18 protein-coding genes are annotated in these 25,387 nt (G+C 55.3%); 12 read left to right on the forward strand and 6 right to left on the reverse strand.

All coding sequences use genetic code 11. From position 1 onward, the window contains the following. Nucleotides 1-3 precede the first annotated feature (3 nt). Complete coding sequence (locus DRW39_RS05405; protein WP_198664796.1) at nt 4-3,018, reverse strand: T9SS type A sorting domain-containing protein; 3,015 nt, start codon at nt 3,016-3,018, stop codon at nt 4-6. 278 nt (nt 3,019-3,296) lie between these two features. Between DRW39_RS05405 and aspS the strand changes: the two genes are divergently transcribed. From aspS to DRW39_RS05420, 3 genes are all read left to right on the forward strand, one after another. After that, nucleotides 3,297-5,057 (forward strand): aspartate--tRNA ligase, encoded by a 1,761-nt coding sequence (gene aspS / locus DRW39_RS05410; protein WP_116105995.1) that lies wholly within the window; start codon nt 3,297-3,299, stop codon nt 5,055-5,057. 779 nt (nt 5,058-5,836) lie between these two features. After that, nucleotides 5,837-6,625, forward strand: a complete 789-nt coding sequence (locus DRW39_RS05415; RefSeq protein ID WP_157975940.1) for a T9SS type A sorting domain-containing protein — start codon at nt 5,837-5,839, stop codon at nt 6,623-6,625. 366 nt (nt 6,626-6,991) lie between these two features. After that, nucleotides 6,992-7,705, forward strand: coding sequence for a hypothetical protein (locus DRW39_RS05420; protein WP_157975941.1), 714 nt, complete (start codon nt 6,992-6,994; stop codon nt 7,703-7,705). 68 nt (nt 7,706-7,773) lie between these two features. On the opposite strand, the gene DRW39_RS05425 is transcribed toward DRW39_RS05420, so the two are convergent. Further along, on the reverse strand, nt 7,774-8,268 hold the full coding sequence (locus DRW39_RS05425; protein WP_116105998.1) for a hypothetical protein: 495 nt from the start codon (nt 8,266-8,268) through the stop codon (nt 7,774-7,776). A gap of 209 nt (nt 8,269-8,477) precedes the next feature. Between DRW39_RS05425 and DRW39_RS05430 the strand changes: the two genes are divergently transcribed. The 7 genes from DRW39_RS05430 (at nt 8,478) to DRW39_RS05465 (ending at nt 20,134) form a co-directional block, all read left to right on the forward strand. Continuing rightward, entirely contained in the window at nt 8,478-10,064 is a 1,587-nt protein-coding gene (locus tag DRW39_RS05430) for an ArnT family glycosyltransferase (RefSeq protein WP_157975942.1), read from the forward strand. 122 nt (nt 10,065-10,186) lie between these two features. Then, the gene (locus DRW39_RS05435) at nt 10,187-15,205 is read left to right on the forward strand and encodes a C25 family cysteine peptidase (protein ID WP_157975943.1); all 5,019 of its coding nucleotides are present in this window, start codon (nt 10,187-10,189) and stop codon (nt 15,203-15,205) included. 57 nt (nt 15,206-15,262) lie between these two features. Next, nucleotides 15,263-16,462, forward strand: a complete 1,200-nt coding sequence (locus DRW39_RS05440) for a hypothetical protein (protein WP_116106001.1) — start codon at nt 15,263-15,265, stop codon at nt 16,460-16,462. A gap of 324 nt (nt 16,463-16,786) precedes the next feature. Beyond that, nucleotides 16,787-17,425 carry a hypothetical protein gene (locus DRW39_RS05450; protein ID WP_157975944.1) on the forward strand — a complete coding sequence of 213 codons (639 nt, stop codon included), beginning with the start codon at nt 16,787-16,789 and terminating at the stop codon, nt 17,423-17,425. A gap of 71 nt (nt 17,426-17,496) precedes the next feature. Then, nucleotides 17,497-18,687: an aminofutalosine synthase MqnE gene (gene mqnE / locus DRW39_RS05455; RefSeq protein ID WP_116106004.1), complete on the forward strand. Its 1,191-nt coding sequence runs from the start codon at nt 17,497-17,499 to the stop codon at nt 18,685-18,687. Between the two features lie 47 nt (nt 18,688-18,734). Further along, nucleotides 18,735-19,376 (forward strand): histidine phosphatase family protein, encoded by a 642-nt coding sequence (locus DRW39_RS05460; RefSeq protein WP_116106005.1) that lies wholly within the window; start codon nt 18,735-18,737, stop codon nt 19,374-19,376. Beyond that, the gene (locus tag DRW39_RS05465) at nt 19,370-20,134 is read left to right on the forward strand and encodes a menaquinone biosynthetic enzyme MqnA/MqnD family protein (RefSeq protein WP_116106006.1); all 765 of its coding nucleotides are present in this window, start codon (nt 19,370-19,372) and stop codon (nt 20,132-20,134) included. The genes DRW39_RS05460 and DRW39_RS05465 overlap by 7 nt, the downstream gene beginning before the upstream one ends. A gap of 1 nt (nt 20,135) precedes the next feature. Here the strand turns inward: DRW39_RS05465 and DRW39_RS05470 are convergent, their stop codons facing one another. From DRW39_RS05470 to DRW39_RS05485, 4 genes are all read right to left on the reverse strand, one after another. After that, nucleotides 20,136-22,181, reverse strand: a complete 2,046-nt coding sequence (locus DRW39_RS05470; RefSeq protein ID WP_116106007.1) for a M56 family metallopeptidase — start codon at nt 22,179-22,181, stop codon at nt 20,136-20,138. After that, nucleotides 22,168-22,563: a BlaI/MecI/CopY family transcriptional regulator gene (locus DRW39_RS05475; protein WP_116106008.1), complete on the reverse strand. Its 396-nt coding sequence runs from the start codon at nt 22,561-22,563 to the stop codon at nt 22,168-22,170. Before DRW39_RS05475 ends, DRW39_RS05470 begins: the two co-directional genes overlap by 14 nt. A gap of 138 nt (nt 22,564-22,701) precedes the next feature. Beyond that, nucleotides 22,702-23,763: a sensor histidine kinase gene (locus DRW39_RS05480; RefSeq protein ID WP_116106009.1), complete on the reverse strand. Its 1,062-nt coding sequence runs from the start codon at nt 23,761-23,763 to the stop codon at nt 22,702-22,704. Then, a complete protein-coding gene (locus DRW39_RS05485) occupies nt 23,753-24,442 on the reverse strand; it encodes a response regulator transcription factor (RefSeq protein ID WP_116106010.1) in 690 nt (229 codons plus the stop codon). Before DRW39_RS05485 ends, DRW39_RS05480 begins: the two co-directional genes overlap by 11 nt. A 100-nt stretch (nt 24,443-24,542) precedes the next feature. Between DRW39_RS05485 and DRW39_RS05490 the strand changes: the two genes are divergently transcribed. Beyond that, nucleotides 24,543-25,040, forward strand: a complete 498-nt coding sequence (locus tag DRW39_RS05490) for a SixA phosphatase family protein (RefSeq protein WP_116106011.1) — start codon at nt 24,543-24,545, stop codon at nt 25,038-25,040. Then, nucleotides 25,037-25,366 (forward strand): hypothetical protein, encoded by a 330-nt coding sequence (locus tag DRW39_RS05495; RefSeq protein WP_116106012.1) that lies wholly within the window; start codon nt 25,037-25,039, stop codon nt 25,364-25,366. The genes DRW39_RS05490 and DRW39_RS05495 overlap by 4 nt, the downstream gene beginning before the upstream one ends. The last annotated feature ends 21 nt before the right edge of the window (nt 25,367-25,387 follow it).

Below are 25,387 nucleotides of genomic sequence, written 5' to 3' on the forward strand. Positions count from 1 at the left end.
ATCCTACCGCTTTACGAGTTTAAAACTCTCGGTGCGGACCATACCGCTGACCACCAGCACGTAAGTACCGCCGGGGAGGCCACTCAGATCGACCTCCTCGCGGTGTTCGCCGGCGGCTTTTTCCAGCAGCCGATCGCTCAGCACGCGACCCTGAAGGTCGGTAAGGCGCAACCGTACTGCACCGGGTAACGCCTGCCGGTAGCTGACGTAGGTCACGTCGTCGGTCGGTACGGGATAGACCGTGGTCCGGGAGGCCGGTTGACGACCGGATACGCTCACCACGTGGCTGAAGATTTCCAAACCGTCTAAATCGACCGTCCGGAGGCGGTAATAGGTAAGCGCATCGGGGCTTCCATCCCGCGCTTCGTAGAAACCCATGCCGCGCGCGGGTACGCCGACCGTGGGCGAGTAGGAAAGGCCGTCGGTAGACTTTTCGACGATGTAGTGAGCTACGCTCGCTTCGTCTTCCACCCACCACTGTAGCGATACGCCTTCGGCATTGCGCACGGCCGTAAAATCAACCACCGTAGCGGATAGGGCGGACATCGAAGCGGCCCCGAACTCGGAAAAGCTGGTCGTGGTAAATTCGAGATACTGGGCGCTGCCGTTCACCGCTCCCGTAGCCGTGGGAGTTTCAAGGGTATAGTTGGACCCCGTGCTGTTATCCAGATTGCAATCCTGGTTGATGTCTGAATAGTGGATGATTAGTAAATCCGACCAGCCATTGTTTTCCGAGCGCGCGGCATTGAATTGGCTCAGTTCCTGCGGCCGGTAATAGGTGCGGACAATGACCCCTCCATTGTTGATATAGGGTCCGGAGCCGTTTTGTGGTAAGATGTCCATGTACCGACCCAACACTTCGCGACCGGTGAATGGCGCCCGACGCGAATCTGCGTAATCGGTTAGGCTGACGTTCACGTCGCCCAGGTCGTTCCCGTTTGGGTTGATTTCCACGACCAGATTGCCGGCGGCGTCCAGCACCCGGTGTCGGGCGAACCCACTCAGCCCGGATGCCACGACGGTCGTACATTCATCACCGGAGTTTCCGACCAGCCCCTTCCAGTTTTTGCCGGGGTCAAATTGCTCCACCAAGAGGTCGTCGACGAGGATACCCGCCCCACCGACCGGGCCGGTGGCTTCTAAGACAATGCGGTATTCTCCGTCGGCGGGAACGGTCCACACCAGATTCAACTTTTCGTAATGACCGGTTAAGGCGGCATCGGCAAACAACTGCTTTACCTCCGAATCATCCGCGGCGTCAACGAGGTAGATTCGTAAATTTTCATCCTGGCTGCCGGACAATTGGCGGTGATACAGCGACAGCAGATACTCCGTCCCACCGGTCAGGGCGAAAGCGGGGCTGGCGAGACGGTCATCGTGATCAGCGGATGCCGCCGGCCCGAGGAAGAAAGCACCATCACCGGAAAAAGCCAGCGTGGGATCCTCCAGGGGCGACCATCCGTTCGCCGATCCCCCGTTGGCCGTGATCCAGCACGCGCGGCTGGCGGTGGTCGCTTCCACGTCCTCACTGAATGGCAAAGTCAGGCCGGGAACTATCACGTCAATGCTTTGCGTGGCGGACGAATAATTGCCCGATGCATCGGCGAAGTGCCAGACGACGGAATAGGTGCCGGCAGCAGCGAACTGGGTCGCGCCCGTACGCTGTACAGTGACCGATACCGTACAATTATCCGTTGCTGCGGGAGTCGGCAGGGTTACCGGCCCGTCGCAAGCAACTAACCGGGCCGCGGATAGCGTGTAACGCGGCTCAAAGGTATAGATAGCTCCAGCATTGCTTGCCACCCCGGTCTGTCCGTTGGCGCCGATAATGACGGATTTACCGTCAAAAGCAACACAGGAACCAAAGTATCCCTTTGCTTCGACGGTACCATCATCAATGGGGAAATCCGACTCAGCCGACCAGGAAGACCCATCAAACACGAAGAGGTGCGCCTGCCCCGATTGATTAAGTCCCTGCGTGCCCTTCGCGGCACCGAGCACGGCGGAACTTCCGTGTAGCTTCAGCGTACTTCCGAAATTGCCGCCAAGAGACCCTCCGCCAACGATCTTCTGTATCTGGTTCCAGCTTCCGGCCTGCTCTTCGAACGCGTATACGGCACCGGCATTCGTGCCCCCGTCGTCATCGCGGCTGGCACAGACCAGTGCCCTACCGCCATCGATCGTGACGGCAAAACCGAACTGGTCCGTTCCCCCGAGGCTGCCCCCGTATAATTTGGCCGTTTCTACCCACGCCGAACCGTTGTACTTCCAGATATAGGCGGCCCCGGCGGCGCTGGCCTGGGTATTGTCGCGGTATGCACCCACGATGAGGGTGTTCCCGCTTACATCTACGCTACCGCCCAATTGCTGACCGTTCACCGCGTCCGAGCTTTCCAATTTTTGCTCCAGGTAAAATTTCGTGCCGACTAATCGGAAAGCGTAACACGCTCCGGTGTTGCTGGAAGCACCGTCCACTCCACTAGCCCCTACGAATAAGCGGTCGTACGTGGCTGCCAGACTCTCCCCGAATCGATCGTTGGCCGAGCGATCGGAGGCTAATACTTTGGCTACTTGAAAGAGATTACTTCCCGATAGCGCGAAGCCGTATACCGCTCCGGTGTTCTTGCTTCCGGCATCGTGGTCGGGGGCGCCCACTACCACGTATTGTCCGCGGATAATAACACTAGCGCCGAAACGATCGCCATCCCGGGCGTCGCCCGGCACGACCTTACCTATCTGCTCCCATCCGGTAGGCGTACGGTGATAGACGTAGGCGGCGCCGGTCACTTTACCCCCGTTCACGTCCTCGGGAGCACCGACGACGGCGTACTTGCCGTCGATATCCGCGCTACTACCGAGGGCAGAAGAAGTCACACCATCCGGTGCGGTGAGGCGATCGAGCTGTCGCCATCCCCCGGCTGTAGCTCCACTCGGGATGGGCGGTTCGCTATCGGCACTGCAATTGAGGTCTTCGCCGATGAAATCGACATGAGCGAATCCCGTGGTGGATGTTAACATACCGGTTAGCGCTGCAAAGAGCGGCAACCACCGTCTGGTAAGAAAAAGTAGCATTTGTTGCAAGGTCTATCCGAAAATGCAATTGCCTGAAAAACAATCAATTGCATTAAAAACCTTTCAATACCGGGCCATTAGGACCGTATTGGGCTTAGGTGTCTTATTTACTAAAACGAATTACCCCCGCTAAAATTTAGTGTCGGGTAAAGTTGACGGTCGGCGAGACCGACCTAAGAACTACCAGACTAACGTACCTTTGCCGCCCCAAAAAAGCAGCGACCATGTTCCGTACCCACAACTGCGGCGAACTCCGCCTTACCGACGCCGGCACTGAAGTAACCCTCAGCGGATGGGTACAGGCCGGCCGCGACTTCGGCGGCCTCACCTTCGTGGATTTGCGCGACCGCTACGGCATCACCCAGGTCGTCTTCGACAGTGACGACGACGCCCCCCTCACCGAGCAGGCGCGGAAGCTGGGCCGGGAGTGGGTCATTCAGGTAAAGGGGACCGTCCGCGAACGGACGAACAAAAACCCCAACCGACCCACCGGCGACGTGGAGATCCTGGCCCGGGAGATGACGGTACTGAATAAATCCAAGGTCCCCCCCTTCACCATCGAGGACGAGACCGACGGCGGGGACGACCTACGGATGAAGTACCGTTACCTCGACCTACGGCGCAACCCGCTGCAGCAGAACCTAATCTTCCGGAGCAAGCTGGCCCTGGCCGTCCGCTCCTACCTGGCGGGACAGCACTTCCTGGAGGTCGAAACCCCCAACCTGATCAAGAGCACGCCCGAGGGTGCGCGCGACTTCGTGGTGCCCAGCCGTCTTAACGAAGGGCAATTTTACGCCCTCCCCCAGAGCCCGCAAACTTTCAAGCAGTTGCTGATGGTTGCCGGCTACGACCGCTACTTCCAGATCGTGAAGTGCTTCCGCGACGAAGACCTGCGAGCCGATCGCCAGCCGGAGTTTACCCAGATCGACTGTGAAATGGCCTTCGTAACGCAGGAGGAAGTCCTGAATACCTTCGAGGGACTAACCCGCCACGTCTTTCAGGAACTGAAAGGCGTCGACCTGGGTAAATTTCCCCGGATGCAGTACGACGAGGCTATCCGCCGCTTCGGATCGGACAAGCCCGATATGCGCTTCGGTATGGAATTGGTGGAACTGAACGAAGTGGCACAGAACAAAGGTTTCAACGTATTCGACAGCGCGGAACTCGTGGTGGGTATTCGCGTGCCCGGCTTGGCGGACCTTAGCCGGAAGCAACTGGATGCGCTCACCGAGTGGGTGAAGCGCCCCCAAATCGGCGCCAAGGGCTTGGTGTATGTCAAGTGCAACGAGAACGGGAGTTACAAGAGCAGCGTAGACAAATTTTTCGACCAGGAGGCGCTTGGGACCTGGGCGGCGAGCGCAGGTGCAACGCCCGGTGACTTGCTGTTGGTCCTTTCCGGCAACGACGAGCAAACCCGCACGCAACTCGGTAACCTGCGGTTGCACGTGGCTCAGGAGTACGACATGATCCCAGCCGGCGTATTCAAGCCGCTCTGGGTTGTCGACTTTCCGCTACTGGAGTGGGACGAGGAGGCGGAGCGCTTCCACGCCATGCACCACCCGTTCACGAGCCCGAAACGCGAGGAAGTGGACCGGATGCTGACCGGCGACCACGAAACGATGAAATCGCTGAAGGCCGATGCCTACGACCTGGTGATCAATGGCGCGGAGATCGGTGGCGGCTCGGTACGGATCTTCGACCGGGCGCTGCAGGAAAAGAACTTCCAGCTCCTCGGTTTCACGCCGGAGGAGGCGGAGGCGCAGTTCGGCTTCCTGATGGGGGCCTTTGAATACGGCGCCCCACCCCACGCGGGTATTGCCTTTGGCTTCGACCGCCTGTGCGCGGTGATGAATGGTAAGAGTTCGATCCGTGACTACATTGCCTTCCCGAAGAACAACCAGGGCCGCGACGTCATGATCGACGCGCCGGCCCCCATCGACGAAAAGCAGCTGCGCGAATTACAGCTACGCGTAACGGTGGAATAGAAACGTTAAAAAATGTCGATGGGGAAAATAAAGGCAATAATGTTTAGGAAAATCGAACCCGGTGGCCGTATAATTGTATTATGATTGGATCGCACGCTTTGATAGCGAGGATCTACGGCTTATTAAACTTTTGTTTTTAGCTTCTACCATATCAACAGTTTACATCGAGGGTTTATGACGTTTAATCGAGTATTCGATAAGCCCGACCTGCGTATGTATCATACTGTTGATCACGAATTACGACACTGAACAACACAATTTTCTACCCCCTTAACACAGGGATTGTCTACTGTTCGGTGATGGATGCAAGCGCGCCTAATGGCACGCCTGTATGATATCGCCTTTAATCGTTTATGTCAGCGCTGACTTTTTATTTATTGACCATTAGCGGTCACGACACACTATGAGACGCTACTATTGGCTACATAACACTATTGACACTATTGACACTATTGAACAACACAACTTTTAGGGCAGTACCCACTTGAACTACACTTTATTTTAGGTTTAGAAGATTTGAGAGACACTTTTTTTTGACACTACACTTATCGATGGTCTGATTATCAGATTCATCGAATTGAACAACACAACACAATTCCATGAATTCCGTCCTATACAGGATGCTGCTTTATGCGGCCCTGATACTCCCTGCCGTGGTAACGGCACAAGATTGTGTTTGTACCGTATCGGGTACAAACGAAAACCGAATCCTATCCCCTGCGTGCGCCGATCAAGCCTCCATTTGCGAAATTAAAATGGAATCGGAGGGTATAGTCGACATGGCTGACTTCGAAGATCTGCGAGACGTCGAAGTGAATATCGGCCCGGGTACCATTCCCTTGTTCAAGCTTTCGACCCTTACCAATAAGCACACTCGCTTTGATTTTAAAGAAAGCTTTGACACCTATGAAGCCATGGCGACTTCCGACAGAGCGCAACTGGTGCTTTCCGTATTTGAAGTCGGGGTGAACTGGTACAACTTCTTTCTTTCCCTTTGTCCGGGAGATTGTACCATCCTTTTTCCAAGTTTCTCTTCCGTAGCGCCCGTTACCCTAATAGCGTGGTCAACTACCCCGCAGCGGAATCACGTGGAATTGTCTTGGGAGACGGCAGAAGAACTGGATAATAGTCACTTCATGGTATCTCGCAGCACCGATGGCGTGAACTTCACTGAAATTGCATCAATCGGAGGTCAGGGTACAACTGAAACGACGAGTACCTACCACTATCGCGATCAAAAGCCACATCGGGGCACCAATTACTACCGCCTGGACCAGTACGATTATGATGGAACGATGGAAACCCTCGGCGTACAATACGTAGAATGGGAAGTGGAAGCTTCACCCGACGCAATCGTCCTCAGCCCGAATCCGGTGGCCAGCGGTCAACGCATAAGTCTCGGCGTCGAGCTGACGAAACCTGCGGAGGCCATCATCTTCAACGCGGATGGTCGTCTTGTCGCCAGCCTGATGCTGGAGTCATCGAGTTTCCGGGTTCCTTCCCTGAAGCCGGGCGTCTACACCGTGCGCATCAACGAATCAACCAACCGACTGGTCGTTGCCCGATAGAAGTCGCCCGATCCCAAACAGATATTTCATAGCCTGATAAGCAGCGCTATCTCTTTCCAACACAAACACAACACTATGATGAATTTTAAATCATTTAAACCACTAATACTGGCCGTTTTTCTTTCGCCACTTACTTTGTTAGCCCAGGAGAATTCCTGTAACTGCGAGTATTATCCTGGAACGGATGCTAATGGCCAACCGACCAATCGAACGGAGCATACCAAAGCCTGCGAAACGCCGGAAACGATCTGTTCGCTTACAATTGAGGAAGGGGTTAATAATATCGATCTCGAATTATTTACGGATTTACGCGGTGACACCATTAGGATAGGGCAAAATGTGAATCCAAAATTCTCCGCTTCTACCTTGGTAGACAACAAAACCTTCTTCATATTTACCGGGGGTGGGATTAATCTGCATATTTTAGGTGGAAAGGGCCAGTCGACCTCAAACTATCACTCGAACAACGATAAAAAATCGGTCGAGGTACTGAACGACTTATTTAGGGATTGCCTGGGTGTGTGTACGTTGGGTGCGCCGAATCTTGCTTCCGTAGCACCGGTTACCCTGATATCCTGGACCACCAAAGCCTTTGACGACCACGTAGCCCTAGTTTGGGAAACCGCTGAAGAGGAGGACAACAGCCACTTCGTGATATCCCGCAGCAGCGACGGACAGGACTTCGTTCATGTTTCCACCATTGGTGGACAGGGAACAACGGGACTGAACAGCACCTATCGCTACGTCGACCGGAAAGCCGCCGTGGGCGGAAACTACTACCGCCTGGAGCAGTACGACTTCGACGGTACACGGACAGACCTGGGCGTGCAATTTGTCACTTACCAGGCCGAGGAAAACCTAAGCTTCGGACTCAGCCCGAATCCGGTTGCCTCCGGCCAGCAAATTACCTTTGACAAAACGGTCGCAGAGGATGTCGATATGGAGATTTATGCACCCAACGGAAGCCAGGTAGGCGTGTATCGGGTGCAGGGTCGGCGCTTCCGGGTTCCTACCCTAATGCCCGGAGTATACACCATCCGGCTACAGAACCGTATGGCCCGCTTCGTTGTAGCCCGTTAGGCTACGCTACTACCACAATAATGAAGAGTCGACGGCTCCGCGAATGCTCGCGGGGCCGTCTTTTATATTTAGCGAGTACTGCTGGTGAGCCGGTATACGGCGCGGAAGTCATCGTCCGCGGTTCCGTCCTGATCCTGATCTACGGTACCGGTGAGTTCCAGGCGGTCTCCCTGAAGATCGTACGCATAAGTGTAGGTGATATTCGGTTCGATAACCAACAAACTGTCGCCGGTGACTTTCCAAATTCCGTTGGTGATGTTAGCTACTTCCCCGGACCGCATGCGGTAGGTTCTTCTGAGCTTTCCGTCGGTGGTATAGACGGTACTCGGTGGCCTTACGCCGTAGACTTTGCCCCAGTCCGCTTCCCGGATAACCTCCTGGTAAGCGGTATCGGCTCCCATGTAAGTCCGGTAGTCTACTTCGAGCTCGACAGTTTCCCAGGTGCCGGGGAGGCGTTGTGCCAGATCGGATTCGGGGGCTTCGGAAGTTACGGAGTCATCCTGACCGCAAGCAAGGAGGCAGGAGATATAAATGATCAGCGGAAGTAAGGTTATGTATTTCATGGACCCGCAAAGATGCGAAACCCCTGCCATAGACCTATCACTAAGAAGCACCGGAAGAAATCACCAGCCGGCCACCGCGTTCCGATGCCTCCGACAAGTCAATGACCGGAGTTCCACCCTACCTTCGTTCTATGCTCCACTCTACCGCTACTGTCAGGCCATTTTATTTGCTGCTAGCGTGGTTGTTGCTTAATCTAACCCAAGCAGCCTTGACCCCGCTGGATCCCGACGAAACCTACTACTGGATGTACGCCGGCCAGCTCGATTGGGGCTACTTCGATCATCCGCCCGCGGTGGCGGTGCTGATCGCCCTGGGCAGGGACTGGCTGCCCGGATCCTTTGGCTTGCGTTTTGGCCACGTACTGGCGGGATGCGCTACCCTTACGGGGCTGTACTACCTGCTGGACAAACCAAAAGGAAAAAGTCTATGGACGCTGGCCGCTTTGGCAGCCGCCCAGCCGATGCTGGAGGTGTATGGATTCATCGCAACCCCGGATGGCCCGTTACTGCTGTTCACGACGCTGTACTTACTGGCTTACCGCAGATTTCTCCAGCGGCCGGGTTACCTCCTCGGGGCGGTGTGGGGGTTGACCATGGCAGCGCTGTTGTATAGCAAGTATCACGGATTGGTGCTAATGCTCTTTTCGGTCCTGCCCAACCTGGGATACCTAATTCGAAGCCCGGCAGCGTGGGTAGCGGTGGTGACGGGTGTTGCGTTGTTTTTTCCACACCTCTACTGGCAGTATAGCCACGATTATCCTTCGTTCCGGTACCACCTGAGTGGTCGAGACGACCCCTATCAATTCAAGTACACCTTACAGTACATTATCAATCAGCTGTTGATCTTCAGCCCGTTTCTCCTTTACCACTACGTACGCACCTTTACCGGAGATCATGCCCGGGACCGTTTTGAGCGGTCTCTGCGTTGGCTAGTGGCCGCCATTTTGGTCTTTTTCCTGTACACCACTACGAAGGGGCGTACGGAAGCACAGTGGACGGCCCTGCTCTCCATACCGCTGATCTACCTTACTTACCGTGCGGTACAAAGGTTTCCATCGTGGCGTTATCTCCTGGTCAGGCTATGCTGGTTGACGGTCGGAATACTCATGGTGGCGCGTCTCCTGCTGATGGCCCCGCGGACCTGGCTACCCTTCGAAAAGCCCTTCGATCACCAACCGTGGGTAGAGCGGTTGCAGGAGATTGCCGGCGACACACCGGTCATCGTTGAGAATAGCTACCGTTTCGCGTCTCTCTATGAATTTTACACCGGGGGCAAGCCCGCCTGGACCTTCACCGACGTAGCTTACCGTCCAAGCCAGTACGACATCTGGCAGCGGGATACGCTGTACCACGACCATCCGGTCTATTTACTTGGTCAGGCAAATTGGAATTATTCCAATCTGGACACTTTTCTCACCCAGAAGGGGAGCATGCGATTACGACGCATTGACAGTTTCCAACTAGTTACCGACGTGCGATTAGACCTGGAGCTTCCGGCAACTTCGAGTGACGAACTGCGGGTATACGCCACGGCGCCGCGGAATATCGACCTGGCTGGCTCGCTACCAATTCGCCTGTTCCTGATCAACCGCTTACCGAGTGGCGATTATGAGTATGAGCAACTGACCGGGATAAAGGTCAACTACCTGCGCGCCGGCGCCCCTACGCTTTTATATGCCGGTCGACCCGCCGGCAAAATCATGAATTTCGATGGGGTAAAGGAGCTCAGTGTTGGTCTGGCCTACCGGGGGATGCCCCCCCTCCGTGACCAGAGTCCGACGATTGAAATGCAGTGAGGAGCGTCCGACACCGGACAATTTACCGTAGGTACTTGTACCCATGTCCGATTTGACTGCGTTACCTTTAAAGTTGGTTTTTAGGAACCCCCTTTCGGCTTATGCCGAACCAATCACATACTATGTACCGAAGCTTTACCCTTTATCTCTTCAGCCTTGTCTTTCCGCTTGCTCTTTGTGCGCAAATGGCCACAGAAAGCGGCGTACGTTACGGCCACGAATGGTACGACGCGGGTAGCCGCCACCTCCGGGTGGAGGTGTCCGAAGACGGCATGTACCGGGTGTCAGCCGACGTGCTTGCGAGCTCGGGTTTGTTGACCGACGGTGGCGACCTGAACCGCCTGCGGGTGATTCACCTGGGTGAACAGGTACCCGTGGACGTGGTGAACGGAGAGTTGCTTTTTCACGGCGAACGGGCCCGGAGCGAAATGGACCGTCACCTGTTTGAGTTCGGAGACGATATGCTCTTGAATACCCGCTACGGTATGTATACCGATACGTCAGCCTACTACGTAAGTCTGGCTGCGGCTCCAGGGGAAGTAGTCCGGTACACGGCGGGGCCGCAGGTAACCGGTGGAGAGCCGACCTCTACTATTTACCGGGAAGCAGGTAAAGTATATTCCGCCCACCAGAGCAAGTACTTTCGGCGCACCTCCGGTCAGAGCATCTATTTTTCCCATTATGAGTGGAATGAGGGCTTCGGTTCCCTGCGTAGCAACGATTTGTTATCGAGCAGGGGGACAACCGCTTTTAGTGAAAAACTTGATCTGCCGGAGGCCGTAGCGGGTCAGGCCAGCCTGCACGTCCGCTTCGGACTCGGATTCGGGGACGCACACTCCCAACAGGTAAGCGTCAACAGCCAGGACCTGGCGACCATCGAAACCGGAGGGGACTGGAGCCTGCACGATACAACACTCACCTTTTCCCTGACTGGCACCACGGCCAACTTCAGCATTACTGGACGGGCGGAAGATCGGGACAAAGCGAATTTAGCTTTCGTGGCGGTTACTTATCCTGCGCGTGCCGTAGCGAATGCCGGATCGCTTCATTTTTCGCTTCCGGGAGGCCCGGCACGCAACCTGGTGTTCGAGGGTGGCAATGACCAGTTACGTCTGTACGACCTGACCGATGGCCGAGCGTACACGGGTTCCGCAGAAGGGTTCAATTTGCCGGCTAGTTCTGCCAGCAGAGATTACGTGCTGGTCAACGAAGCGGCTGATCCGGCCGCCACGGAGGTCATTTCGCTTGCCGACCTGCTGCCAGGTACGGCAGCGGACTATCTGCTTCTCACTAGTCGGCGTCTGGCTGGTACGGAAATTGACGATCTGGCCGCCTACCGGGAGAGCGTCCAGGGGGGTGGGTATTCGGTCCACACCGTTTATGTCGAAGATCTTTACGACGCGTTTGGTTACGGACTTCGTCGTCACCCCCAGGCTATTAGAAACTATATCCACGCCGCTTTGCAGGTCGCCCCCCAACTCAACTACTTATTCCTGGTAGGAAAGGGAAGAGAGTATCCCAGCATCCGAGAAAGTAGCGATCTGGCAGCGGCGATGGAAACCTTTTTCATTCCCAGTTTCGGTTACCCGGCATCGGACAACCTACTTTCCGCGGATATCGGTACGGTCCGCTCCAAGTTGGCCACGGGTCGGCTATCGGCAATCAATCGAGCAGAGGTTGGTATTTACCTACGAAAACTCAAGGAAGTAGAGCGGCAGATCTTCGAAGTGGACCAAACCATCGATGACGTAGCATGGATGAAGCAGGCGCTCTTTCTCGGAGGAGGTGGAACGGCAGGCGAGCAGAATGCCATCCGGTACAACCTAGGGACCATGGAGGAAATTTTCGAGACAAGCCTCTTCGCCGGCAATGTAACGAGCGTCTACAAAACGAATAGCGACCCGATCGAGGAAGCTCGTCAGGATATCGTCTTCGACCGAATCAACGGCGGAGTTTCGGTACTAACCTTTTACGGGCACTCCAGCAGCCAGGGGTTTGACTTCAGCATCGACAATCCACAGAACTATCATAATCGGAATAAATATATGTTTATGATGAGCCTCGGATGCTACAGTGGCGATGCATTCACCGAGGCGCGAAGTATCAGTGAGCGGTTCATTTTTTTACCGGAAGGCGGAGCCATTACGTACGCCGCCTCGAAGGGGTTGGGATACATCAGTGCGCTTGGAACATATGGCCGAAGCATTTATTCCAATCTAACTAGTGATTACTACGGGGAAGGCGTGGGTGACATCCTACGGGCTACCATCAATGAATTTGCGGGTACCAGTAACTTCACCATAGGCATACTTATGGAGCAATTCTCCCTAAGTGGCGATCCGGCCTTCCGACTTCACCCCCGCCCCGGGCCCGATTTGGTGATAGACCCCGCGTCGGTTCAATTCGAACCCGACGTGATCCCTGCTCAGGATAGTATGTTTCGGGTCAAACTCAACGTCCTTAATCTGGGCACGCACGACAAGGGATTATCGGATAGCGTAGTACTCAACGTACGCCAGGAGTTGCCGAGCGGTGAGGTACGGGATGTAGGACGTTTTGACGTGCTTACACCCTATTACCTGGAAAGCGTCACGCTGGACATCCCCAATATCGGTATCGAAGCGGTCGGTAACAACCGGCTCCTGTTCGATCTGGATGCCACGGACCGGATATCGGAGTTGCCCGCCACGAGCGCCGAGAGTAACAACGAAGTGGCGATTGGGGGGCGGCCCGGTGTTCCCTTCACGATCATCTCCAATACGGCACGGGTAGCTTATCCTCCCCCCTATGCCGTGGTCGGGCCCGGCTTTGATTTGGTAGCGGGAACTTCCGATCCGCTCGCTCCGGAAAGAAGTTATCTGGTGCAGTTGTCCCGCGAGGCTAATTTTACTGATCCTATAACCGAAGAGTCGTTGATTGCGCCAGGCGGAGTGATTCGGTATCGACCACAGATTAACTTTGAAGATAGTACGACCTATTTTTGGCGTATTAGTCCAGATAGTAGTCTGACGCTGGGCCAGGGATATTTGTGGAGTGAAAGCAATTTTACCTTTCTCCAAGCACAGCAACCCCATGAAGTTGGATATGCACTAACCCACCCGGGCCAGTTCCAACATGGTACGGTCGAGAATGTATCAGTACCGAATAACGCTCCAGGCTGGAAATTTAACCAAAACGTAAACTTAGTTGAAATTGAAAACGGGCTGTTCGAGTCCAGAGATATGCCCAGGCTGGTATGGAACGGCCAGCGATTTAACTCCCCGCACCCCTGGCACATCCTCGTCGGCATCCAGGTAATGATTGTGGACAGTACCGACAACAGTACCTGGTTCAGGTCGCCCGGTGATGGATCATATAATTCTGCGCCCAAAAGTGGTACACCCTGGTCTTTTGACACCCGTACTCCCGAGGGAAGGACGGGTTTGATGCAATTCCTAGACGAATACGTTCAGGATGGTCAATACGTATTTGTTTGGAGTGTGCAACGTGGAAATGAAATCGAGTATCACAACTCCGGCTGGCAGCAAGACTCTACCACTTTCGGCAAAACGCTTTATGGTGCCTTAGAAAAAGAAGGGGCTGAGCAAGTCCGCCTGTTGCAATCGCTTGGCTCAGTACCTTACACATTTATGTACCAAAAGGGCAAAGGTGCACTTGCCGAAGCTATAGGCACTGATTCACAAGCACAGACATACGCCCGCGTAGGTCTAACAGAAAGCTGGGATAGAGGTATTTACACGACCCCAGAGGTGGGTCCGGCACAGCATTATACCAAACTGCGATTTCGGTTTAACAGCGAAACAATCGGCGAAGGGGATAGTACCTTTTTTCGCCTTTTGGGACGTGATGCTGGTAACGAGTGGCGACTGATTGAAGAAAATCCGCTCCCTATTCAGGACCAACAAGCGTTCGTCGTTTCACTGGCCGACGTCGATCCTATGGAGTTCCCGTACCTGAAAGCAGAATTTAAGGTGTTTGATGATAGATCGCACACACCATCTACGCTTCAGGATATTTACTTCGATTACCAACGACCGGGCGACGTAGCCGTTAGCCCAGCCGTTGTCTATTCCGTGCCGGATACCCTCTTGCAGGGGGAAGTAGCGAAAATGGAGATCGGCTACGAAAACCTCTCCCCCATTCCAATGGACAGCATGCTCATCGAACTGACTGTTTTGGATGAGTTCAACCAAGTGACCCGCTTGTACAAGCGCCGCCCGCCCCTCGCCGGTAACGGACAAGATACCGTTCAATTTTCCCTGCCCACCACCACCATCAACTCCGGGCTTCGGGTCCAGTTGTTGCTCAATCCCGAGGAAGATCAGCCGGAAGAGATTCTATTCAACAACCTCCTGACCACCAGTCTGGGGGTTGGTAAGGATCTAGTCGACCCCGACCTGAAAGTTTATTTTGATGGTCGTCGGATTTCCAACGGAGAACTCGTTAGCGCCAAACCCGAAATTCTGATCCAGCTGCGCGATGAGAATCAGTTCCGCCGGCTCGATGATTCGTCGGCCTACGAGATTGAGTTGGTACATCCCGGACAAAATAGAAGCGGCGAGCGCATCCAGATGTCGGACGAGCGGGTCGAATACATCCCCGCGCCTTCCACCGGCGAAAACATGGCCGAAATCTACTTCCGTCCCGAACTGCCCCAGGACGGTACCTACCAACTCAAAGTACAGGCGAAGGACCGGTCGAATAATAAGTCCGGACGCTTTGAATACGAGCAAGAATTTGAGGTGCTTAACGAGCAGTTGATCACCAACGTACTGACCTATCCTAACCCATTTACGACTCAGACCCGCTTCGTCTATACCCTCACGGGGAGTGCCGTACCGGAAGTTTTCCGAATCCAGATCATGACCGTATCGGGTCGGGTAGTGCGGGATATCGACCTGCTCGCTTACGAGGATATCAAGATCGGTACGCACCAAACCCAGTATAGCTGGGACGGAACCGACGAGTACGGTGATCAGTTAGCCAATGGTGTTTACCTCTACCGCGTCATTACCGCCGACGACAGCGGCACCCCCCTCGATTCCCACCAGGCATCCGGTAATCAGGAATTTCGCGATCGACACTCGGTCACCGATCAGTACTTCAAGAATGGGCTAGGTAAGCTGGTTATCCTTCGATAAGAGCATCCGTAATACGTCCTAGAGACGAAGCCGCGGATCAAACAAACTAGCCGGGAAATGACACGGAGTTGGTATGTAATCATTGCGGTAAGCGCCGCAATTTTTCTGGTGAATTACGTGCTTCCCAGTGACCTGAACAACTGGACTAAAACGCTGAATTTTTCGCTGGATCCTATTCTGCAGGATGACATCATGCAGACGGAAACCGAATGGAAGCTAAATGATTCGGAATTCGGCCGACGTCCCTTCATGGTGAGTATCATGCAGTACGGTACCCGCTGGACGGGCTTGCCTTCCCCCCTCTTCTTCACCCTGATACAGTTTTTGGGCTACGTACTGTGCCTGCTGGCACTGCATCGCCTGACACAGCGAGTGTGGCCAGATAAGGCGGTGTCTCCACTCACCTTACTGCCCTTCATACTTGTTTTCCCTAATTTATTCTTATTCACCGCGCACGCGCATACCTACGATGACCTGTACCAGTACCTATTGCTGCTGATCGTACTCTATGGCGCAATAGATCGTCGCCCCCTGCTCGCCCTCGCCTGTGCTGCGGCGGCCTGTGTGGTGCGTGAAACCAGCTTATTATGCTTACCCGTACTGGCTTATTTACTCTGGCAACGCACCAGTTGGTCGCCCGTCGGGGCCATCATCGCATGCGGCTTCGCCGGATTAGCAGCTTTACTTTTTCTCTACAGTTACGTACCAAACGACCTGGCCCAAGAATCGATGGCTTTTACCCAAACTACCCGTTTCTTCGCCTGGAGGGCCAATTTCCGGGACTACGTCAGGATCAACGAGACACTGATTCTGACGATCATCATACTGGCCCCCTTCCTCCTACTTGCGTACAGATACCGGGAAGAAATCCGCCAGACGCCCGTTCAACGGGATTTAGTTTACTCAGCCATTTTCCTGGCATTGTCTAATACCACCGCAGTATACATCACCGCGATGGCAAGAGAGGCCCGGTTATTGTTACTCCCCTTACTTCCCCTCCTGCCCGTGGTCAGCCCCTTCCTACAGCAAGAATGGACCGGCGGCACGTTACGGTGGCAAACCTATTCCGTCAGGGAATGGTGCGCAGCCTTGCTCGGAGCGATCGTAGCTACCCTCCTGTACCAACCCTCGGTCGGGGGTACCGGCTACTTCTACCGCTTCTACGTTTTCTGTTGGGTAGGAATATGGATACTTATCTTTCGTCGTCTGTATAGCGGGGCGGGGCAAGAAATCAAAGCCTCCCACTTCCCTTCCTAAGAGCTTTTTCGGACTTTACCGATCGCCCTGCAAATGGCCATTTTCGGCTGGAAGGCCAAAATCCAATCAAGCTTTGAGCCCCGGTCGGTATGCCCGCTATTTTTATCACCCGTCTGCGCGGAAATTCGTCCCTGCTGCCCCCCCCCGGTCCGCAAGTAATACGCCTGACCCCGTTGTTGCCGTACCGACTTAAATCTGGCACGCTGAGTTCCTCTCCGTGGTAGGAGGTCGGCCAGCGTATACAACTCCGATATTGCCAGGCACTTCGTGTCAAGATCAGTATCTTCCAATATCCGAATCGCGGCAACTCCCCGACCCTTACCTATGGTTTGTGACTTTTACCGTTGGTATTTCTATTCCCTTTTAGTGCTGGCGGGTAGCCACCTCTCCGCCCAAACCTTCGTAGAACAATTAGCCACCGAAGTCTGCAATTGCCTCAGTGCGGAAGCGTTGATCTACCCCCGCATACAGGCCGACCGCTGCGTGGAAACCGTGGTCAACGCACACCCCCGTCAGATAAAAGCGGAACTGAAACTTTCCGTCCGCCGGGATGATGATCTTAAACAGCTGGAAGCCCTATTAATCGATCCCTTAGCGGAAAACTGTACCGTTCTACGCGACCTTCAGCCTGAAAGAGAGGAGCCCGAACTGCGGTATACGGATATCCCCCTCGTCCGAAACAGCGGAACGAACGCCGAAAAACACCCTCCGGCCGACGATCGATCCAGCATCGCTATCGAAGCACCCGCGCTCTATGAGCTGAGGGGAAAAGTGACCGCCTACGACGGTAACCGGCTCGAACTACGCGCTGAAGATGGACGAACGGTAAGACTCTCCGTAGCGGACCGACAACTGCGCCGCCAACTCATACTCACCGTTGGAAACCAATACACGGTGAGCTACCGGTTGGATTGGCGATCGGACGATAAAAGCGTGTTGCGAATAGTAGAAGATGTTAATTAGGGGAATTATTTCTTTCAGAAAAAACTGAAAGTTGGTGAGTTTGTTATATCCCGAACCGCCAATTCAACCGGATGACTTCTGCCCCCTCCCTCTCCACCCTGCTTCGTGATTCCCGATTAGCTGCTAACCTGCGCTCCGTCGCCCAAAAAGTCGAGCGTGGCGAGCGTATTACGCCAGAGGAAGGCCTGCTCCTGTATGAAGAAGCGCCACTGGGGTATTTAGGCGCGCTTGCCAACCATATCCGGGAGCGGAAGCACGGCGACAACACCTACTTCAACCGCAACTTTCACATCGAGCCGACGAACGTCTGCCTTTATACCTGCACCTTCTGTAGCTACAGCCGGCGGATCAAAAAGCGGGAAGACGGCTGGGAGTACACCCTGGAGGATATGATGGACATCGTCCGTAAGTACGACGACCAGCCCGTCACGGAGGTACACATCGTCGGTGGCGTGCTGCCGCAGTACGACGTCCCCTTTTACACGGAGTTGTTCCGGCAGATTCGTGCCCACCGGCCCGATCTCCACGTTAAAGCGCTTACGCCGGTAGAATATCACTACATCTTCAAAAAGGCCAAAATCAGCTACGAGGAAGGCATGCGCCTCATGAAGGAAGCCGGCTTGCAAAGTATGCCCGGCGGCGGGGCGGAGATATTCCATCCGGAAGTACGCGACCAGATCGCCGGCGGAAAGTGTACCGGCGAACAGTGGCTGCGTATTCACGAAATCTGGCACGAACTGGGTGGCCGGTCGAACGCGACCATGCTTTACGGACACATCGAGGAATACCACCACCGGGTAGACCACCTCGAGAAACTGCGGGCGCTACAGGATAAAACCGGTGGCTTCCAAACCTATATCCCCCTCAAGTTCCGCAACGAAAACAACGAACTGAGCCACCTGCCGGAAGTTAGTGTCATCGAAGATTTGCGCAACTACGCCATCGGCCGGATCTACCTGGATAACTTCGACCACGTCAAGGCCTACTGGCCCATGATCGGCCGCACTACCGCTCAGTTGAGCCTGGCCTTCGGCGTCAACGATATCGACGGCACCATTGACGACACCACGCGTATCTACTCCATGGCTGGGGCCGAAAAGCACCCGGCAATGAGTACCGAAGACCTCGTCAAGATGATCCGATCCGTAGGTCGCCGTCCCATCGAGCGAGATACGTTATACGGGGTCATCAAGGACTACACCGATGTAGAGTTCGCCGACGATAAAGCCTACCGCGGATACACCTCCCTGCCCGTCGTCTAGTTTAGCCCGCACCACCACCGCCCGAACCTTCGTTAACGTATTACCAAATGGGAAACCAAAAGACCGTCTATATCGTCCGTCACGGAGAAACCGACTATAACCTGCGCGGCATCGTGCAGGGCAGCGGGGTCGACTCCAGCCTGAACCATACCGGACGGCAGCAGGCCGGCCACTTTCACCAGCACTACGGCGAGGAAGATTTTGAGGTAGTACTCACCAGCGGACTCAAGCGGACCTGGGAAACGGTCTCCCCCTTTATCGATGGCGGCCTGCCCTGGGAACGCCACGAAAGCATTAACGAAATTTGCTGGGGAAGCCACGAAGGCAAACTCGGCACGCCGGATAGCATCGCCGAATACCAGCGTATTAAAAACGGCTGGACGGCCGGTGAGCTGGACGGCCGTATCGGCGGCGGAGAGAGTGCCCGCGAACTCGGCGAACGGCTGGAACGCTTTATCGATCACCTGGACGAGCGCCCGGAATCCAAAATTCTGGTCTGTAGCCACGGAAGAGCCATGTGCGGACTCATCACCCTAATGATGGGTAAGCCCATCAGCATGATGAACGAGCTCAAGCACAATAACGTCGGATTGTGGATTGGCGAGCAGCAGCCGAATGGCCTCTACCACTTCCATACCCGCAACGATCGCCGGCACCTGCCCGGCCCCCAGACCCTCGGCGCATGGTAAAGAAAAAAGCACGATTGGTAGCGGTCAGCTACCTCAACACCAAGCCGCTGCTCTACGGACTGCTCCGCAGTTCCCTCAGCGACCGGCTGCAAATCGACCTGGCCATCCCCAGCGAATGCGCCCGCCGGCTGGCCAGCGGGGAAGCCGAAATCGGGCTGGTGCCCGTAGCCGTTCTTCCCGAACTTGACGAATATCGGATCATCAGCGACTACTGCATCGGTGCCGACGGCGAGGTAGCTACGGTATGCATTTACGGCGACGTGCCGCTGCGGGAGATGACGCATATCTACCTCGATCACCACAGCCGTACGTCTGTCATGCTGGCGCGTCTCCTTCTGGAAGAGTACTGGGAACATCATGTCACCTTTCTCGACGCGAAAGACGGTTATATCGATCATATCAACGGCACCATCGGCGGACTGGTGATCGGCGACCGGACAATTGGTCTGGACAAACGCTTCCGCTACGTTTACGACTTAGGGACGGCATGGAAACAGCATACCGGACTACCTTTCGTATTCGCGGCCTGGGTTACCACGAATCCGGATCTGTCCGAGGAATTCATCGCATCGTTCAATACGGCGCTGCGCGAGGGGCTGGATCATCTGCCGCAGTTGCAGTTGTTGCTGCCCTCCCCTGCCCCGGACTTCGACCTGACGAATTATTACACCCACCACATCGACTACCGCCTGGATGCCGGTAAAAGAAAGGCGCTCAAGCGGTTTCTCTCCTACGTTACGGCCGGATTACCCGTCTAAACTAGTGGGGCCTTGCGTCCCCTCCGATTTCATAGTAGATGATCGGCTCGGGTGAGCGGACTTCCTGCACGGGTGGACAAGGGCGCGAGCCAATTTCGATCACGCCCGCCCCGGAACGAGCGGAAGCGACGGCCAGTTGCGTATTCGTGACGGCACCGCTTCCGATCACGGTGATCGGACAGTCAGGCTGTAGCGCCGGTGCGTGGCGGCGCTGCTGAAGGGCTTCCCGGGTTTCCCGGGCGTGGGCCAGGGCGCGTTCCCGTACGGACCGGGCGTGTTCCAGCATGGCCTCTCCGCGGATCTCTTTCCGGTCGCCTAGTTGCCGCTTGCGTTCTTCCAACTGTTCGAGCGCTTTTTGCAGGACCTCTTCCTTGGCTTCCAGCTCATCCAGGTTATCGATGTCGTCGATCTCTTCCAGCCGGTGGCGGTAGATTTTCATTCCATTTAGAGAACGGGTATACACGCTATCCATAAGCTCCACATCCGCGTCCAGTAGGATGTCTCCGTCGAAGGCATCGATCTGAATGGCACGCAGACTTTGTCCCAGGGAATCCAGGTCGATATGGAGGCCGTGTATATCCGATTGCAGGTCGCTAAAGTCAAAATCGAAGTTGAAGTTGTCCAATTCCTGAAGACTGCCAGCCAGTGCCCGACTACTCTCGGCGAGCGCTCGCCTGCTTTCACCAAGCTTGCGTCTGCTTTCGCCGAGCTCCCGGCGGAAGCGCGCAGCGTCGTGTCGACCGATTCCAATTACAATGGTGGTGTCGTGCTCATAGGTATACGGGTCCACGGTGATAAAGGTGTCGTTTCCCTGGCGCCTGACACCGAGCAATTCTTCCGCGCGATCCTCGTATTGCGAAAATTCTTCCTCGGGGATTTCTCTCCCGTCCAGCTGAAGCTCCTTAATCTCTCCGTCTTCCACCCGTAATCGGGTGGTTTTTCCGTCGGAAATGCGGGTCATCTGGTGCGTGCCCTGGGGCAGCGTATCCCCGGCGGACAGGGTGTTTTGGGCGGCGAGCGCAGGTAAAGACAGATCCGGGGAAGGGGCATCCGCATTAGAACTCGAATCAGTTGGCACGTAAGCGGCCGTAGCGACCAAAACGAGGATGGCCATAACGGGCAGGAGAAGAAGGCGACTTTTCATTTTATAACTTATTTCTTGTTGATCCAGGAATCGACGTACGCGACCCAGCAGGCCGCCGCCGTCGGTAAGGGAAAGGGCTGCCGGTTCGCCGGCACCGGCGAGGCTAAAGTGAAGGAGGGCTCTGGCGTACGGCAGGCGGCCCGGCCCGTAGTACAGTACCAGGTCATCGCAGCAGTGCTCGCGTTCCTCCCGGATGCGCGCACCGATCCAGTGGATGGCCGGATGGTAGTAGAAGAGGACCTCAATCAAACACTGCAGCAGGTTAAACCAGTGGTCGTGGCGCCGCAGGTGGGCCAGTTCGTGCAGAATTACGGTTTCACTCTCTTCGGTAGAGAGTTGGTTGACCATGGCAATGGGGAAAAGCAGGATCGGCTTTAGGTGCCCGATCAACATGGGCGTAGTGACTGAGCTACTGGTCTTCAGGCGGAGTGGCCCGGTGTATCCTATTCGGTTTGCGAGGTACCTGACCAGCTGGGCAAATTCCCGAGGCACGTCCGTCACCGCGGTGCGCTGCATCCGCCGAAGATGCCATAGGGAGACCGACAGTTTAAGGGACCCGACCAGCATACCTACCAACCAGCAGGACACTAAGGCAGCCATCCAAAAATCGGGTGTATAGAGTAGATGCCGCGGCGTCGACACGGCCGGACCCGCAGCGACCATTTCGATGACGGCCTGCTTCACTGTCGCTTCCAAGTGGGGGCTGGGGGAACGATAGTGCAGAAAAGTGGCTGCCGACAGCAGGCACTGCCCAACCAAGGTTGCGTAAGCGAAGCTATACCGCGTCCGGGCGGATAACCCGCGTTGCCGGCTGACCAGCCAAAGAACGCCCGCCAGTAGGGTGGCCTGCCAGAGCGAATGCAGTATGGTGGTACCGAGAGCGGCAATATCACTGATGACCATCCTGCTCCAGTTTCTTGATGAGTTGCTTGATTTCCTCCAGTTCGGCGGGCGTAGCCTCCCCGTCACCCAGCGCCCGCAGGATCAGTTCGCTGCGCGACCCCCCGAATGCGCGGTCGACGAATCGGCTGAGCAGGTTACGCTGCGTTCTCTCCTGTGCTACGGCAGCTTTATAGACATGGCTTCGGCTACTGACGTCGCGGTCTACCAGGCCCTTTTCGGCCATGAGCTGCATGATTTTGAGGGTAGTTGTATACCCTATCGGCTTTTCTCCGGCACTCTCTATTGCCTTATTCAGGGCGTCATTGACTTCCCTTACGGTCAGCGGCCCGGCATCCCAGAGGACGCGCAGGATGTTTAATTCGGATTCGGTTGGAGCAAGCATGTACGAACTGTTTCGTACAAATATATACGAAGACCTTCGTAGTTGCAAGTTTAGTGGAAAAATACTTGCGCCGGGAGCGCGGAAATAGTCAGAACGGGTAGCCGCCATGTAGCGGTTTACTCCCCAAATGAAGAATTGTTACGCCTTGGCGAGGGTAATACCAAAAGTGGAGCCCATACCCGGTGTACTTCTAACGTTGATGGTCTGTTGATGGGCCTCCATAATGTGCTTCACGATAGATAGTCCCAGGCCGCTCCCTCCCTTCTGGCGGCTGCGGCTTTTATCCACGCGGTAGAAGCGATCGAATACGTGCGGCAGGTGCTTTTCGGGGATACCGATACCGTTGTCCGCCACCTCGCAGAGGATATAGCTTTCCATATCGTAGAAGCCGAAACGGGTCGCCCCGCCCTGATTGCCATACTTGATGGAGTTGGAAACGAGGTTGACCAGCACCTGCCGGATGCTTTCCCGGTCGGCACTCACCATGAATCCGATATCGGCACCGCTTTTGAAGCCGAGGGTGATGCCTGACTGCCGGCTTTTCAGGTCAAGTTCCTCGATGACCTCCTGGGCAAGTTCCTTGATGTTGAAGGGTTCGGGGTCGAACATCAGGTCGCCGCTCTCCAGCCGGCTGATGGCGCTCAGGTCTTCGACGATGGTCTGCAGGCGTTCCACGTTCTTGGCGGCCTTTTTGATGAAGGAGCGGGTGATCTTGTTGTCGTCGTACCCGTGGTCCATCAGGGTGTGGAGGTAACCCTGGATGTTGAAGATGGGCGTCTTCAGTTCGTGGCTGATATCACCGACGTAGCGACGCCGATATTCGGCAAAGCGTTCGTACTGGTCGAGTTGCTCCTGCTGGCTTTCGGCCCAGTCGGCGACTTCCTGTTCGACGTCGTCGATGATGGGCTGGTCGAGGTCGACCCCTTCCTTTTTGATGTCGGTGCTGACCTTCTGGCTGTGGATGGTCTTATAGATCAGTTTGATCTTGCGATAGATGTAGCGATCCAGCGTGATCAGGACGATGAAGTAGCTGATGACGAAGGTGGCCGGCCCGCACAGGAGAACGAGCCACCAGCTGAAGGGCACGGGGGGAAGAGCAAGGATCAGCAGTAGGAAGCCCTCGGTCGCCAGGGCGATGAAGAAGGCCGTCCGAATGGCGATTTCCCGCGGCGTACTGTTTTTGAGACTCTTAGAACTCAAATTTGTAGCCGATACCCTTGATGGTTTTGATATAGTGGTCGCCAAGTTTTTCCCTTAATTTTCTGATGTGCACGTCGATGGTCCGATTCCCCACGATGACGTCGGACCCCCACACTTTGTTGAATATTTCTTCCCGGCTGAAGACCTTACCCGGTTTTCCGGCCAGCAGGGTGAGCAGATCGAACTCCTTCTTGGCCAGCTCGATACGTTCCTCACCGCGGCGGACCACGATTTGCTCCAGGTCGATCTCCAGGTCACCAATAAGTATGGATTTGGTATCTTCCTCTTCTTCCTGACGGGCGTTACGGCGTAGCAACGCCTTCACGCGGCTGATGAGCACACGGGGCCGGATGGGCTTGGTGATGTAATCGTCGCCCCCCGTATCGAGGGCGGCGATCTGGCTGTAATCTTCCTCGCGGGCGGTGAGAAAGGTAATGATCGTGTTGTCGAATTTACTATCGGCCCGAAGCTGGCGGCAAACTTCTACCCCGTCCATAACGGGCATCATGATGTCGAGAACAATCAGATCCGGTTGAAATTCGCGGGCTACGGCCAGTCCTTCTTCCCCGTTTCCGGCCGTAGCGACTTCGAAGCCTTCCTTCTGAAGGTTAAACTCCAGAATTTCCAGAATGTCGGGTTCATCGTCGACCAGGAGTATCTTCGCCGGTGTTGCTGTCATTACGCCATCAGATTATATAAGCTGCAAAATTAGGCTAAGCGTGTGGCTTCCACTTTAACTACGTGTTAAGAGCACGTAAAGCAAAAGATTAAATTGCCCAGTGAAAACAGTATATCTAGTCCGTCACGCTAAAAGCAGCTGGGCCGACCCCAGCCTCAAAGATCACGATCGTCCGCTGAACTCCCGGGGCAAAAAGGATGCGCCCAAAATGGCCGCCCGCCTCGCCCAGTCCGGCATTAAGGTAGACGGCATCGTTACCTCCAGCGCCAAGCGCGCGCGACACACCGCCCGCGCCTTCGTCGAAGCGCTCGGTTTGAGCAAATCTCAGGTCGTAAAGGAAAAGAAATTATACCATGCCGGCCCGAAAACCATTCAAAAGGTGATCCGGGAACTGCCGAAGGACTGGGACACGGTACTGGTTTTCGGCCATAATCCAGGCTTTACCGAGGCGGCAAACGCCATGGAGCACGACGACTACATCGGCAATGTGCCTACTACGGGGATCGTTGGCTGTACGCTAAAGACCAAGAAGTGGTCCAAGTGGAAATTAGCGGAAGCCAAGCGAATCGACTTTCTTTACCCCAAGGACGATAAATGATCCTTCGCCCGCTCTTTATGCTGTGCCTACTGGTCCTGGGGTGTGCAAACGTCGATCCGGGGCCGGCGCCGGTAGACGTAGACCGACTGTCGCAGACCATCGCCGAGCTCCAGCTTGCGGAAGCACTGATCGCTGAAATTCCGGTTGTGGTTCGGGATTCCATGCAGACCGTCTACTTTGAGTCCATACTCGCGGATCACGATTACAGTCGTACCGAATTTGACAGCATCATGTGGATCGTGCGGTCGCAGCCCGTCTGGATCGATTCGGTCTACACGAAGGCCGGCGTGATCGTCTCCCGCGAGATGGCGGCCGGGGACGAGTGAGAAGGTAAAATCGTATCTTCG

This window comes from Lewinella sp. IMCC34191, assembly GCF_003390935.1.
Lineage (GTDB): Bacteria > Bacteroidota > Bacteroidia > Chitinophagales > Saprospiraceae > Neolewinella.

Excerpts from the sequence above, each read along its gene's own strand:
- DRW39_RS05415 (WP_157975940.1), top strand. The coding sequence starts at position 5,837 with ATGGCTGACTTCGAAGATCTGCGAGACGTCGAAGTGAATATCGGCCCG.
- DRW39_RS05475 (WP_116106008.1), bottom strand. The coding sequence starts at position 22,563 with ATGCTTGCTCCAACCGAATCCGAATTAAACATCCTGCGCGTCCTCTGG.
- DRW39_RS05465 (WP_116106006.1), top strand. The coding sequence starts at position 19,370 with ATGGTAAAGAAAAAAGCACGATTGGTAGCGGTCAGCTACCTCAACACC.
- DRW39_RS05405 (WP_198664796.1), bottom strand. The coding sequence starts at position 3,018 with ATGTTAACATCCACCACGGGATTCGCTCATGTCGATTTCATCGGCGAA.
- mqnE (WP_116106004.1), top strand. The coding sequence starts at position 17,497 with ATGACTTCTGCCCCCTCCCTCTCCACCCTGCTTCGTGATTCCCGATTA.
- DRW39_RS05450 (WP_157975944.1), top strand. The coding sequence starts at position 16,787 with ATGGTTTGTGACTTTTACCGTTGGTATTTCTATTCCCTTTTAGTGCTG.
- DRW39_RS05425 (WP_116105998.1), bottom strand. The coding sequence starts at position 8,268 with ATGAAATACATAACCTTACTTCCGCTGATCATTTATATCTCCTGCCTC.
- DRW39_RS05440 (WP_116106001.1), top strand. The coding sequence starts at position 15,263 with ATGACACGGAGTTGGTATGTAATCATTGCGGTAAGCGCCGCAATTTTT.
- DRW39_RS05460 (WP_116106005.1), top strand. The coding sequence starts at position 18,735 with ATGGGAAACCAAAAGACCGTCTATATCGTCCGTCACGGAGAAACCGAC.
- DRW39_RS05495 (WP_116106012.1), top strand. The coding sequence starts at position 25,037 with ATGATCCTTCGCCCGCTCTTTATGCTGTGCCTACTGGTCCTGGGGTGT.
- DRW39_RS05435 (WP_157975943.1), top strand. The coding sequence starts at position 10,187 with ATGTACCGAAGCTTTACCCTTTATCTCTTCAGCCTTGTCTTTCCGCTT.
- aspS (WP_116105995.1), top strand. The coding sequence starts at position 3,297 with ATGTTCCGTACCCACAACTGCGGCGAACTCCGCCTTACCGACGCCGGC.
- DRW39_RS05485 (WP_116106010.1), bottom strand. The coding sequence starts at position 24,442 with ATGACAGCAACACCGGCGAAGATACTCCTGGTCGACGATGAACCCGAC.
- DRW39_RS05470 (WP_116106007.1), bottom strand. The coding sequence starts at position 22,181 with ATGGTCATCAGTGATATTGCCGCTCTCGGTACCACCATACTGCATTCG.